Genomic DNA, 12790 nt, shown 5'->3' on the forward strand with positions numbered 1-12790 from the left:
CGCGGCGGCGCAGAGCGGTGCACATGGAGCGCATTGCGGCAGCACACGACGCCGGACTACCCTGCGCGTCAACCCGCACCTGCTGCCGTGATGCCTTCGATTTCCCGGTTCGTCCTGCCGTTTTCCGTGCTCCTGCTCGCCACCTTCGCGCCCGACGCGAGCGCCCAGTCCCGCCGCGACCAGGCCGCCGTGGACGCGCTGGGAGAACGCATGCAGGTCGCGGAGGCGCGCTACCGCGAAGCGATGGTCGCCATCGGCAACGCCGACCCGGACGGCACCGCCGAGGCCGACGCGGCTTTGGAAGACATGGAGGACGTGGTCGCCGCCTGCGTACGCCAGCGCGGCTGCCAGGTGTCGTCGATGCTGACCGCCTACGAGCGCCTGCTGAAGCTCAATGCCGACATCGAGGGTGGCGACGTGCCGGCCGGGGAGCCGGAAGATGGCGACTCGCACCACGACGCCGCGATGGCGGGCGAGGTGCCGGAGGCCGCGCGGGCGGAGGCGCTGCTGAGCCGGGACGGGCACGAGTTCGACCGCATGGTCCAGTACAACCCGGCGGTGCAGGAGGGCATCCGGCGCTGGCTGACCGACATGCGCGACGAGTTCATCTACAGCTACGAGAATTACCAGTACCTGCGCCCGTCGATGTGGCCCCAGTACGAGCGCGCGGGACTGCCCGAGGCGCTGCTGTTCGGCATCCTGGCCAAGGAATCCAACGGGCGCGTGCATTCCACCTCGCGCGCGGGCGCGGCCGGGCCGATGCAGTTCATGTACACCACCGGCCAGCGCTTCGGGCTGGGTGACGACGGCACCGGGTTCGATACCCGCTACGACGCGTACGCCGCCTCGGAAGCCAGCGTCGCCTACCTCAACGAGCGCATGCGCGAGCTCGGCCGCAGCATCGAGCTGGCGCTGGCCGCCTACAACGGCGGCGAGGGCCGGGCGCGGCGCATCCATCGCGAAAACCCCGGCAAGAGCTTCTGGCACGAGGATGTCTACCACCAGTTTCCGCCCGAGACCCGCGACTACGTGCCGATGGTGATCGCCGCGGCGTGGCTGTTCCTGCACCCGCGGGAATACGGCCTCAGCCTGCCCGAGCTCGATCCGCGGCCGACACGCCTGCGGCTGGAGCAGCCGGCGTCGATCTACCAGTTGACGATCTGCCTGGGCAACCGCGGCATGCGCGAGGGCTACATGCGTGCGTTGCGCAACCTCAACCCGCGCTACCGTGCCGACGACATGCTGCCGGCCGGCACGGTGCTCGATGCGACCACGCGGATCGCGGGCCTGTACCAGCGCCACTGCCTCGACGGCCGCCGCGCGAGGCTGGCACGTGAGCTGGTGGCCAGCGATCCGGCGAACGCGATCGTCCGTGGCGGCGCGGTCCTACCGGCGCCCGCCGCCGTGCCAGTGCCCGTGGCGGCAATCGCGGCCGCACCGAGGACGTACGACGTGCAGCGAGGCGAAACCCTGCATTCGATCGCCCGCAAGTTCCAGTGCCGGGTGGAGGAGCTGGCAAGCGCCAACCGCATTCGCGGGCCGCGTTACGTGATCAGGCCGGGGCAGCAGCTCGAGCTGGCGGGCTGTCGCGGCTGAGCCGGGTACGTGCGGAGCGGCGGCAATGCCGCGCCGGATGTGCCCCTGTAGGAGCGGCTTCAGCCGCGATCCAGAACCGTGACGGGCGACCGGCCGTCCGATCGCGGCTGAAGCGGGCGAACGGACGCCAGGTTCGGCCAACGGCACGCGCATTCCTTGGCAACCGAAGGCCGAGCGCCTACACAGGAGTCGCGCCGCTCTACGGAAGATAGCTGGACACTTAAGCCCGCGTCGCCAGTCGCTGGCCCAGCTTCACCGCGGCTTCCGCGCACAGGCCGGGAGCCAGTTCGGCGACGCCCGGCGGCAACAGCACGATCACCGTGGAGCCGTAGTTGAACCGGGCCATCTCCTCGAACCGCTCGATGGTGATCCCCTCTCCACGGTAGTCGCGGGTGGTGATGCGGTCGCCATAGGCCGGGATCTCCTCGCCGGCCCAGATGGTCTCCACCCCGGATACCAGCATCGCCCCGACCATCACCACCGCCATCGGCCCGAAATCGGTGTCGAAATGGCAGGCCAGCCGCTCGTTGCGCGCGAACAGCCGCGGCACGTGCTGGACCGCCGCCGGGCCCACGCTGAACAACCGCCCCGGGACGTGCGTGGTCCGCTGCAGGGTGCCGGTCCACGGCATGTGGACGCGGTGGTAGTCCTTCGGCGACAGGTACACGGTCGCGAACAGGCCGTGCTCGTAGGGGCGGGCGGCGTCCGCGTCGCCCAGCAGTTCGCTGGCGGTGAACGACTGCCCCTTGGCCTGGAAGATCCGGCCTTTTTCGATGGCACCGCACTGGCTGACCCGGCCGTCGGCCGGCATCACCAGCGCACGCGGATCCGGGTCGGGCACGCGCACGCCGGGTCGCAGGGCACGGGTAAAGAAAGCGTTGAAGGTGGGGTAGGCGGCCGGATCCGGTTGCGCGGCCTCGTTCAGGTCGACACCGAACCGCTCGGTCACGGTGTCGATCAGCCAGCGCCGCAGGCGCGGGTGGTCGGAGTAGGCGAGCCGGCGCGCCAGCGACGACAGCAGCCGGTGTGGCAGGGCGTAGGTGAGTTTGGTCGTCAGGCTCATGGGGGACTCCGGCGCTGCGGCGGACGCGTCAGGGGGCGGCGGCCCGGGTCAGTGCGGCCAGATCGTCGGCGATGAGGGCCGGCTGGAACGGCGGCTGGACCAGGCCCGACATGCGGCCCTGCGGGTCCAGGACGGCCATCGACGCGCTGTGGTCGACCGAATACTGGCCGGCCGGCGCGCCGTCGGGCGCAGGGACCTTGGCGAACACCATGCTCAGCGAGGCGGCGAACTTCTCCAGCGCCGGGATGTCCCCGGTGGCAGCCAGCGTGTCGCGGTGGAAGGCATGGGCGTATTCGCCGATGCGGTCGGGGCTGTCGCGTTCCGGGTCCACCGACACGAACAGCACGCGCGGCCGGATCGCCTCGGGAATCGCCTCCCACTGCTTTTGCGCCTGCGACAGCTGCGACAGGGTCAGCGGGCAGACGTCCGGGCAATGGGTGAAGCCCAGGAACACCAGCGTCCAGTGGCCCTTGAGTTCGCCCGGCACCAGCCGGGTGCCGTCGGACTGGCGCAGGCTGAAGTCGGGCAGCGCGCGGGGCGGATCGAACAGGCGCACCGCCTGCGTCTGCGGCCAGGCCGCGGCCGGCGTCGCGCCGAAATGCTTCTGCGACGCCCACAGGCCCAGCCCGGCGGCGACCGCGGCGATGAGGATGGCGAGGGTGGTGCGGTTGAACATGCGGGGTCCGTCGGTGGGCTGTCGTGCACGCCATGATACCGGCCACCGGCCGCTATAATCGGCGGCCTTTCGCCCAGCCCCGCGAGCGCGCCATGACCGCCGAACGCCACGCCAGCCGCGCCGATTTCGGCTCCGCCACCTTCGAGCAGCTCTCGATCATCGACCTGATCCGTTTCGGCGGCAGCCGCTTTGCCGAGGCGGGCCTGACTTTCGGCCACAGCTACGACAACGCGCTCGACGAGGCGACCCAACTGGTGCTGCACGCCCTGTCGATGCCGCACGACCTGAGTCCGGTGTACGGCGCGTCGCGGGTGACCAGCGAGGAGAAGGCGCGGGTGCTCGCGCTGTTCGAGCGTCGCATCAACGACCGGATTCCGGCCGCCTACCTGACCGGGGAAGCCTGGTTCGCTGGCCTCAGCTTTAAATCCGACCCGCGCGCGCTGGTGCCGCGCTCGCCGATCGCCGAGCTGATCGAGAACGGTTTCGAGCCGTGGCTCGGCGGTCGCGAGGTGTCGCGCGCGCTCGACCTGTGCACCGGTTCGGGCTGCATCGCGATCGCGATGGGCCACTACAACCCCGAATGGCAGGTGGTCGGCGCGGACATCAACGGGGACGCGCTCGCGCTCGCCGCGGAGAACCAGGCGCGGCTGCACGCGAACAACGTCGAGCTGCGCCAGTCCGACCTGTTCGCCGGTCTGCAGGGCGAGGTGTTCGACCTGATCGTGACCAATCCGCCCTACGTGACCCACGACGAAACCGATGCGTTGCCACCGGAGTACTCGCACGAGCCCGAGCTTGGACTGCGCGCCGGCGACGACGGCCTGGATCTGGCGCTCCGGATCCTGCGCGATGCGCCGCAACACCTGTCGGAGGACGGTCTGCTGATCTGCGAGGTCGGGGAGGCCGAGCACGCGCTGGTCGCGCTGCTGCCGGAGCTGCCGATGGCGTGGGTCGAGTTCAAGGTCGGGCAGATGGGCATCTTCGTGGTCGAGCGTGCCGACCTGGTCGCGCACCATGCGAGGATCAAGGCGCTGGCCGACGCCCGCGGCTGAGCCCCCTCGGGCGCCGGCGGCTGGATGCCTTCTGTAGGAGCGGCTTCAGCCGCGAACCGGAATCGGCGCAGGCGATCGGCCATCCGATCGCGGCTGAAGCCGCTCCTACAGAAGGCGGCGGCCCGCAGAACGCGGTGGCACGACCGACGCGAAACCAACGGAGCACACGTGGCCAGCAACACCTTCGGAAAACTTCTTGCGGTCACGACATTTGGCGAAAGCCACGGGCCGGCGATCGGTTGCGTGGTCGACGGCTGCCCGCCGGGCCTGCCGCTTGCGCCCGGGGACTTCCAACACGACCTCCAGCGCCGCGCGACCGGACGCACCCGACACACCTCGGCGCGTCGCGAGGCCGACGAGGTCGAGATCCTGTCGGGCGTGTACGAGGGCGTCACCACCGGCACCCCAATCGCGATGCTGATCCGCAACGTCGATGCGCGCAGCCGGGACTACGACCGCATTGGCGAGCAGTTCCGGCCGGGCCATGCCGACTACACCTACTGGCAGAAGTACGGCATCCGCGACCCGCGCGGCGGCGGACGCTCCTCGGCACGCGAGACCACCATGCGGGTGGCTGCCGGCGTGATCGCCAGGAAGTGGCTGGACGAGCGTCACCGGGTCCGGATACGCGGCTTCCTGTCCCAGCTGGGCGACATCACCCCGGCCGCCTGCAATATCGATGATGCCGAGGGCAATCCGTTTTTCTGGCCCGACGCTGCGCAGGTGCCGGAGCTCGAGTCTTTCATGGACGCCCTGCGCAAGTCGGGTGACTCGGTGGGTGCACGGGTGGACGTACTGGCCACCGGCGTGCCGCCGGGCTGGGGCGAGCCGATCTACGGCAAGCTTGACGGCGAACTCGCGGCGGCGCTGATGAGCATCAACGCGGTCAAGGGCGTGGAGGTCGGCGACGGTTTCGCCGCGGTCGCCCAGCGCGGCAGCGCACACCGCGACCCGATCGGCGCGGCGGGATTCGCTTCCAACCATGCCGGCGGCGTCCTCGGCGGGATCAGCAGCGGCCAGCCGCTGCGCTGCTCGGTCGCCTTCAAGCCGACCTCGAGCCTGCGGCTGCCCGTCGGCAGCCTGGACATCCATGGCGACTCGGTCGAAGTGGTCACCACCGGCCGCCACGATCCCTGCGTAGGCATCCGCGCCACTCCCATCTGCGAGGCGATGGTCGCGCTGGTGCTGATGGACCAGGCGCTGCGCCATCGCGCCCAGTGCGGCGATGTCGGCGAGGTGGCGCCGCGCGTGCCGGGATAGGCGGGGCCGATCCGGCGACCGCACTCCCCGTCAGTGCGACATGCCACCGCGGCGAAACGCCGGGCTTCGCAACCCCTATATGCTTTACCGGCCCGGATCGCACCCGGTCCGTGGCCACTCTTCCCCGCGAGTACTGAAATGCCCAATCCCGTGAACGTAGCGATCGTCGGCGCCACCGGCGCGGTCGGCGAGACCATGCTGAAGATCCTGGCCGAGCGGAAGTTCCCGCTGGGCGAGCTGCACCTGCTGGCCAGCGAGCGCTCGGCGGGGGAGAAGGTCGAGTTCGGTGCGAAGAAACTCGTGGTGCAGGACCTGGCGACGTTCGACCCGGCCGGGATCGACATCGCTCTGTTTTCCGCCGGCGGCAGCGTCTCGCGGGAATATGCGCCGAAGTTCGCCGCGGCCGGCGCGGTGGTGATCGACAACTCGTCCGCGTTCCGCCAGGACGACGACGTGCCGCTGGTGGTGTCGGAGGTGAACCCGGAAGCGGCGCGCAACCGCCCGCGCGGCATCATCGCCAACCCGAACTGCTCGACCATGCAGATGCTGGTCGCGCTGGCGCCGATCCACCGCGCGGCGGGGATCGAACGGATCAACGTGGCGACCTACCAGTCGGTCTCCGGTACCGGGCGGCGCGCGCTGGAGGAGCTCGGCCGGCAGACCGCTGGAATGCTCAACTTCCAGGACGCGCGGCCGGAGGTCTACCCGGTGCAGATCGCGTTCAACGTGATCCCGCACGGCGGCGACTTCTGCGAGAACGGCTACACCACCGAGGAAATGAAGCTGGTCTGGGAGACCCGCAAAATCCTTGGCGACGACGCGATCCAGGTGAACGCCACCGTGGTGCGGGTGCCGGTGTTCTACGGCCACTCCGAGGCGGTCCACATTGAAACGCGTGACAAGCTGTCGGCCACCGACGCGCGTGCGCTGCTCGAAGCGGCGGCGGGGGTGGAAGTGGTCGACGAGGCCGTGGGTGGCGGTTACCCGACGCCGGTCACCCATGCGTCCGGCAACGATCCGGTCTACGTCGGTCGCATTCGCGAGGACATCTCGCATCCGCGCGGGCTGGCCCTGTGGGTGGTCGCCGACAACATCCGCAAGGGCGCTGCGCTCAACGCGGTGCAATTGGCCGAGCTGGTCTTGTCGGAGCGCGCCTAGACGGTGTTGCGACCGGCCGGAATGGCGACGGCGTTGCATTGCCGCCGCCTGCGCCGGTCGCTAGAGTCCCGCCAGGGGAAGCAGCAGGAGCAGCGGTGAAACGATTCGCGAGAACGGCAGTGGCGGCAGCACTGGCATTGGCCAGCGGCACGGCCGCGGCGCTGGGCCTGGGCCAGATCGAGCTGAAGTCCGGGCTGGGCGAGCCGTTGCTCGCGGAGATTCCGATCATCTCCAACGACCCGGCCGAGCTCGAACGCCTGCGCGCCGGGCTGGCCTCGCCGGAGACCTTCGCGCGCATCGGCCTGCAGCCGCCCGACGACGTGGTGGCCAACCTGCAGTTCGTGTCGGCGCTGGACGCGCAGGGTCGGCCGGTCATCCGCGTCACCAGCAGCCAGCCGATCGAACAGCCGCTGCTGACGTTCCTGGTCGAAGTCGACTGGGGGCAGGGCCGCCTGGTCCGTGAATACTCCACGTTGCTGGATGCGCCGCGCACGGTGTTGGCGCCGTTGCAGCCATCGATCGACGCGCCGGTGGTGGCGCCATCGAACGCCATCGTGCGCGAACCGCCGGCCGACGCGCCCGTTCCGGCGGGCGGGCAACCTGCGGCCAGTGCCACGGCCGGCACCGGCACCGGCACCGATCCTGATGCGATCACGCCGGTGGAAGCCGAGCCCGCGCCCGTCACCGCCGCGCCGGTACCGTCGCCACCTTCGCGACCGCTCCCGGCCGGGCGTCCTGCCGAGTACGGCGCCGTGCAGCCGGGCGAGACGCTGTCGCAGATCGCCGAGCGGCTCGACTTCGCCGCCAGCCTCGACCAGACCATGATCGCGCTGCTGAACGCGAACCCCGACGCGTTCATCGACGGCAACATCCACCTCCTCAAGCAGGGCGCGGTGTTGCGCGTCCCCGACGAGGCGCAGGTGCGCAACGTGGCGCTCGCGCAGGCCATGGCGCAGGTCCGCGAACAGACCCGCGCGTGGCGCGCCGCCACCGCGCCGGCTCTCCAGCCGGTGGTGGCCGACGACGCGCCGGCGCAGGCCGCGGCGGACACGCCGGTATCCGCGCCCGCGGCCGGCAACGCGCGGCTTGAAATCGTCCCGCCCGGCGCAAGCGATGCGTCGCAGGCGGGGACCCAGTCCGGCATGAGTGCCGGCGGCGAGGGCGACGTGATGCGACAGCAACTGCAACAGACCCGGGAAACCCTGGCCACCCGCGACGCGGAGCTGGCCGAACTGAAGAGCCGCGTCGCCGAGCTCGAGAAATTGCAGTCCGACCAGCAGAAGTTGCTGGAGATGAAGGACAACGAATTGACCGCGGTGCAGCAGCGCCTCGCGCAGTCCGGGGAAACCGAACAGGCCGCGCGCGCGTCGGGCCTGCCGTGGGTGATCGGCGGTGCGGCGTTGTTGTTGCTGGCGCTGCTCGGCGGTTGGTGGATGCGCCGGCGCCCGGCTGCGCCGGTGTTCCGCGCGCCGTCGCCGGAACGTTCACCGCTGGCGGCGGCCTTTCCTCCGCCCGCGCCGGCCGGCCCGGAACCCGCCGACAGCGGCATGCGCAGCGACGGGCCCGCCACGGTAGCCGCGGACGCGGCGGCGCCCGTCCCGACACCGGCGCCACCGCCCGCGCAGCCGACCGCACCGGTGCAGCCGGCCCCGATCCCGCCCGCTGCCGCGCCGACCTGGCATGCGCCCACGAACGATGCCGCACCCCCTGCGAAGATCGAACCGCACGAGCCGCCCTACGACCCCGACGCGCCCGGCCGCGAGCGGATCGAACTCGCGCGCGCCTACCTGGACCTCGGTGACCGCGATAGTGCCCGTCAGTTGCTCGGAGAGGTCGTGGTCAACGGCGACCATGCCTCGCGGCAACAGGCCGAGCGGATGCTGCGCGAGCTCCAGTAACGCATGCCCGACGATTCATCCGTGACCATCGCCGCGGCGGCTGGCGAACCGGCGCCAGCGGTCCGTCGATACGCCCTCGGTGTCGAGTACGACGGCAGCGGATTCTCAGGCTGGCAGCGCCTGAACAAGCCCGGTGAAGCCGAACGGCGCAATGAACCCACGGTGCAGGCGGCACTCGAGACGGCAATGTCGTTCGTGGCCGGTCGCCCGGTCGAGGTGGTCTGCGCCGGACGTACCGATGCCGGTGTCCACGCGGCGGCGCAGGTGGTCCATTTCGACGGGCCGGCGCAACGGGACCCGCGCGGCTGGGTGCTTGGCACCACCAGCCGTCTGCCGCCTTCGGTGTGCGTGCGCTGGTGCGTGCCGGTGGCCGGCGATTTCCACGCGCGCTTCTCCGCACGGGCGCGGCGCTACCGCTATTCGATCCTCAACCGGCCGGTCCGGCCGGCGCTGCAACGCCAGTACCTGAGCTGGGAGCGCCGCCCGCTGGACGCCGCCGCGATGCATCGTGCGGCGCAGGCCCTGGTCGGGGAGCACGATTTTTCAGCGTTCCGCACCGTGCATTGCCAGGCGCCGCACGCCCGTCGCGACCTGCAGCACATCAGCGTGAGCCGCACCGGCGACGTCGTGGCGGTGGAGGTGCAGGCCAACGCATTCCTGCACCACATGGTGCGCAACATCGTCGGCAGCCTGTTGCCGGTAGGGCGGGGCGAACGCGACGAGGCCTGGGTCGCGCAGTTGCTGTCCGGCCGCGATCGCACCGTGGCCGGACCCACCGCCCCATCGGCCGGGCTGGTGTTCCTCGGGCCGCGCTACCCTGCACAATGGGGACTTCCCGCCGAGGTCGAGCTGTGAATCGCATTCTTTTCCGTACCCGCATCAAGTTCTGCGGCTTCACCCGTCCCGGCGACGTGCGTCTGGCGTGCGAGCTGGGCGCCGACGCCATCGGGTTCGTGTTCGCCAAGGGCAGCCCGCGCCGGGTGGAGCCGGAGGAAGCGCGCGCCATGCGGCAAGCCCTGGCGCCGCTGGTCGACGCGGTCGCGCTGTTCATGGACAACCCGGTGGAGGAGGTGCGCGAGGTGGTACGGCAGGTGCGGCCGAGCCTGCTGCAGTTCCACGGCAGCGAGGACGATGCGTTCTGCCGCGGTTTCGGCGTGCCGTACCTCAAGGCGATCCCAATGGGCAGCGAGCTCGCCCAGCAGCATCCGGCCGCGTTGCATACGCGTTATCCCGCCGCGGCCGGGTTCCTGTTCGACAGCCATGCCGCGGGCGGTGCGGGCGGCAGCGGCAAGACCTTCGACTGGGGACGCATTCCCGCCGGAGTGCAGAAGCCGTACGTACTTGCCGGCGGACTGACCTCCGACAACGTGTTCGACGCGATCATCGCCACCCTGCCGTGGGCAGTGGACGTATCGAGCGGCATCGAAAGCGAACCCGGCATCAAGGACGGCGACAAGATGCGCCGTTTCGTCGAGGAAGCGCGCCGCGCCGACTGCCACGTGCTCGACTGACGAACCCGGTTTTCTCCCGCGCCGGGCGCGACCTCGGTCCTGCAGGTGCCGCCGGCCGCGCCGGCCCCAACAACGATTCCATCAATGTCCTCCGCCCACCCCATCGACTACCACGCCTATCCCGACGCCGCCGGCCACTTCGGCCGGTTCGGCGGCCGCTTCGTTGCCGAGACCCTGATGGGACCGTTGCAGGAGCTGGCCGAAGCCTATGACGCCGCGCGGGTCGATTCGGCGTTCATCGAGGCGTTCGACCGCGACCTCGCGCATTACGTCGGCCGGCCCAGCCCGATCTACCACGCCCGCCGGCTCAGCGACGAGACCGGTGGCGCGCAGATCCTGCTCAAGCGCGAGGACCTCAACCACACCGGCGCGCACAAGATCAACAACACGATCGGCCAGGCGCTGCTCGCCGCGCGCATGGGCAAGCCGCGGATCATCGCCGAGACCGGTGCCGGCCAGCATGGCGTGGCGTCGGCCACCGTCGCCGCGCGGCTGGGGCTGGAGTGCGTGGTGTACATGGGCGCGACCGACATCGAGCGCCAGAAGATCAACGTCTACCGGATGAAGCTGCTCGGCGCGACGGTGGTGCCGGTGACCAGCGGCTCGGCCACGCTCAAGGACGCGCTCAACGAGGCGATGCGCGACTGGGTGACCAACGTCGCCGACACCTTCTACATCATCGGCACGGTCGCCGGGCCGGACCCGTATCCGCGGATGGTGCGCGACTTCAACGCCGTGGTCGGCCGCGAGGCGCGGGCGCAGATGCTGGCCGAATACGGCCGCCTGCCCGACGCGGTGACCGCCTGCGTCGGCGGCGGCAGCAACGCGATCGGCATCTTCCATGCCTTCCTCAACGACCCGGGCGTGCGCATCGTCGGCGCCGAGGCGGCGGGCGAGGGCGTGGACAGCGGGCGCCATGCGGCGTCGCTCGCGGCCGGTCGGCCGGGCGTCCTACACGGCAACCGTACCTACGTGCTGTGCGATGACGATGGCCAGATCATCGAAACCCATTCGGTGTCCGCGGGACTGGATTACCCGGGCGTCGGTCCGGAGCACGCGTTCCTGAAGGACACCGGGCGCGCCGAGTACCTCGGGGTCACCGACGACGAGGCGCTCGCCGCGTTCCACCAGCTCTCACGCACGGAAGGCATCCTGCCGGCGCTCGAATCCAGCCACGCCATCGCGCAGGCGATAAAGCTCGCGCGCGACCTGCCAAAGGACCGGCTGGTCCTGTGCAACCTGTCTGGCCGTGGCGACAAGGACGTGCACACGATCGCCGCCCGCGAGAACATCGCCCTCTAGCCACTCCCAGGGGACCCCATGAGCGACCAGCCGCAAGACCAGCCTGGAACCACCACCCCGCCGCCGGCACCGGTGGAAGCCACGAACGGACAGCCGAAGAAGCTGGACCCGGCGTTCTTCGCCTGCGTCAACGAGTACCTCGAACTGACCAACAAGCAGGCCCGCCAGTACGGCCCCAAGCGCGTGAGCGCTGTCAGTCTGTATGCGGCCGCGCGGTTCAACGCCCACGTGTTCCTGGGGCAGGCGGGGCAGAGCGTCGCCGATGACCGGACCCGGTTTCTGGACTACATGACCGACCTCTACCGCCGGATGCTCAACGAGCACCTGGACGGCCTCGGAAACGAGCGCGGCATCGATGTGGGGCCGTCCGAACTGGCCGCCGAGTACGCCGCGGCCGCGGCCGCGCAGGCGGAGCGCGACGCCGGGTGAACAGGATCGATTCGACGTTTGCGCGACTGCGCGCGAACGGGCGCAAGGCACTGGTGCCCTTCATCACCGTCGGTGACCCGTCACCGGAGAGCACCGTCGCGGTGATGCACGCGCTGGTGGCCGCGGGCGCGGACGTGATTGAACTCGGCGTGCCGTTCTCCGATCCGATGGCGGATGGGCCGACGATCCAGCGCAGTTCGGAACGGGCCCTCGCGCGCGGAGTCGGGCTGGATCGGGTGCTGGCGTGTGTGCGGGAGTTCCGTGCGGGGGACGCCGGCACGCCGCTGGTGCTGATGGGTTACCTGAACCCCGTAGAGGTCCGGGGGCCCTCTATCTTTGCGGCGGCGGTGGCCGATGCGGGCGTCGATGGCGTGTTGCTGGTGGACCTGCCACCCGAGGAAGCCGGTGAGTTTCGCGCCGCCTTCGAAGCCACAGGCGTGTCGCTGATCCTGCTGGCCGCTCCCACCAGCTCCGACGAGCGTCTGGCGCGGCTCTACTCGGCGGCGGGCGGGTACCTTTACTACGTCAGTTTCGCCGGCGTGACCGGTGCGGACCGCCTCGACGCAGGTGCCGCGAATGAGCGTCTCAAGGCGATCCGGGCGTGCAGCCCGGTACCGGTGGTGGCGGGTTTCGGCATCAAGGATGCCGCCAGCGCCGCCGACATGGCGCGGGAAGCCGACGGGGTGGTGGTCGGCAGCGCACTGGTTGCCGCGCTGGCAGGGGCGGAAGACCCGCAGGCGGCGGCGGACCGTGCAGGCGTCTTCCTGGCGCCGTTGCGGGCCGCGCTCGACGGCGCGGCCGCGGCCTGAGGGCCTGCGCTAAACTGACCCGCTCGGCCGTCGGCG

General features: G+C 70.6%; 12 protein-coding genes. 10 read left to right on the forward strand and 2 right to left on the reverse strand.

Annotated features, from left to right (window positions below):
- Positions 1-90 precede the first annotated feature (90 nt).
- Positions 91-1596: a transglycosylase SLT domain-containing protein gene (locus U8331_RS06670; RefSeq protein WP_481132811.1), complete on the forward strand. Its 1506-nt coding sequence runs from the start codon at positions 91-93 to the stop codon at positions 1594-1596.
- 220 nt (positions 1597-1816) lie between these two features.
- Here the strand turns inward: U8331_RS06670 and asd are convergent, their stop codons facing one another.
- Both asd and U8331_RS06680 read right to left on the reverse strand, forming a co-directional pair.
- Positions 1817-2659, reverse strand: a complete 843-nt coding sequence (gene asd / locus U8331_RS06675; RefSeq protein ID WP_481132812.1) for an archaetidylserine decarboxylase — start codon at positions 2657-2659, stop codon at positions 1817-1819.
- A gap of 28 nt (positions 2660-2687) precedes the next feature.
- On the reverse strand, positions 2688-3335 hold the full coding sequence (locus tag U8331_RS06680) for an SCO family protein (protein WP_481132813.1): 648 nt from the start codon (positions 3333-3335) through the stop codon (positions 2688-2690).
- 92 nt (positions 3336-3427) lie between these two features.
- Here U8331_RS06680 and prmB point away from each other — a divergent pair, with 92 nt between their 5' ends.
- The 9 genes from prmB to trpA all read left to right on the forward strand — a co-directional run bounded on the left by prmB (position 3428) and on the right by trpA (position 12754).
- Positions 3428-4387: a 50S ribosomal protein L3 N(5)-glutamine methyltransferase gene (gene prmB / locus U8331_RS06685; RefSeq protein ID WP_481132814.1), complete on the forward strand. Its 960-nt coding sequence runs from the start codon at positions 3428-3430 to the stop codon at positions 4385-4387.
- A gap of 168 nt (positions 4388-4555) precedes the next feature.
- Complete coding sequence (aroC, locus tag U8331_RS06690) at positions 4556-5647, forward strand: chorismate synthase (RefSeq protein WP_481132815.1); 1092 nt, start codon at positions 4556-4558, stop codon at positions 5645-5647.
- 138 nt (positions 5648-5785) lie between these two features.
- Entirely contained in the window at positions 5786-6805 is a 1020-nt protein-coding gene (locus tag U8331_RS06695; RefSeq protein ID WP_481132816.1) for an aspartate-semialdehyde dehydrogenase, read from the forward strand.
- Between the two features lie 95 nt (positions 6806-6900).
- Positions 6901-8703: a motility hub landmark protein FimV gene (locus U8331_RS06700; RefSeq protein ID WP_481132817.1), complete on the forward strand. Its 1803-nt coding sequence runs from the start codon at positions 6901-6903 to the stop codon at positions 8701-8703.
- Between the two features lie 27 nt (positions 8704-8730).
- Positions 8731-9558 (forward strand): tRNA pseudouridine(38-40) synthase TruA, encoded by an 828-nt coding sequence (gene truA / locus U8331_RS06705; RefSeq protein WP_481132906.1) that lies wholly within the window; start codon positions 8731-8733, stop codon positions 9556-9558.
- Positions 9555-10214 (forward strand): phosphoribosylanthranilate isomerase, encoded by a 660-nt coding sequence (locus U8331_RS06710; protein WP_481132818.1) that lies wholly within the window; start codon positions 9555-9557, stop codon positions 10212-10214. Before truA ends, U8331_RS06710 begins: the two co-directional genes overlap by 4 nt.
- Before the next feature lie 84 nt (positions 10215-10298).
- A complete protein-coding gene (trpB, locus tag U8331_RS06715) occupies positions 10299-11516 on the forward strand; it encodes a tryptophan synthase subunit beta (protein WP_481132819.1) in 1218 nt (405 codons plus the stop codon).
- An 18-nt stretch (positions 11517-11534) separates the two neighbouring features.
- The gene (locus tag U8331_RS06720; protein WP_481132820.1) at positions 11535-11945 is read left to right on the forward strand and encodes a DUF3144 domain-containing protein; all 411 of its coding nucleotides are present in this window, start codon (positions 11535-11537) and stop codon (positions 11943-11945) included.
- Positions 11942-12754 (forward strand): tryptophan synthase subunit alpha, encoded by an 813-nt coding sequence (trpA, locus tag U8331_RS06725; RefSeq protein WP_481132821.1) that lies wholly within the window; start codon positions 11942-11944, stop codon positions 12752-12754. Before U8331_RS06720 ends, trpA begins: the two co-directional genes overlap by 4 nt.
- Positions 12755-12790 lie beyond the last annotated feature (36 nt).

This window comes from Lysobacter sp. CC-YZS074, assembly GCF_056739745.1.

Coding starts and splice junctions, on each gene's coding strand:
- U8331_RS06670 (WP_481132811.1), top strand. CDS start 91: ATGCCTTCGATTTCCCGGTTCGTCCTGCCGTTTTCCGTGCTCCTGCTC.
- asd (WP_481132812.1), bottom strand. CDS start 2,659: ATGAGCCTGACGACCAAACTCACCTACGCCCTGCCACACCGGCTGCTG.
- U8331_RS06680 (WP_481132813.1), bottom strand. CDS start 3,335: ATGTTCAACCGCACCACCCTCGCCATCCTCATCGCCGCGGTCGCCGCC.
- prmB (WP_481132814.1), top strand. CDS start 3,428: ATGACCGCCGAACGCCACGCCAGCCGCGCCGATTTCGGCTCCGCCACC.
- U8331_RS06695 (WP_481132816.1), top strand. CDS start 5,786: ATGCCCAATCCCGTGAACGTAGCGATCGTCGGCGCCACCGGCGCGGTC.
- trpB (WP_481132819.1), top strand. CDS start 10,299: ATGTCCTCCGCCCACCCCATCGACTACCACGCCTATCCCGACGCCGCC.
- U8331_RS06720 (WP_481132820.1), top strand. CDS start 11,535: ATGAGCGACCAGCCGCAAGACCAGCCTGGAACCACCACCCCGCCGCCG.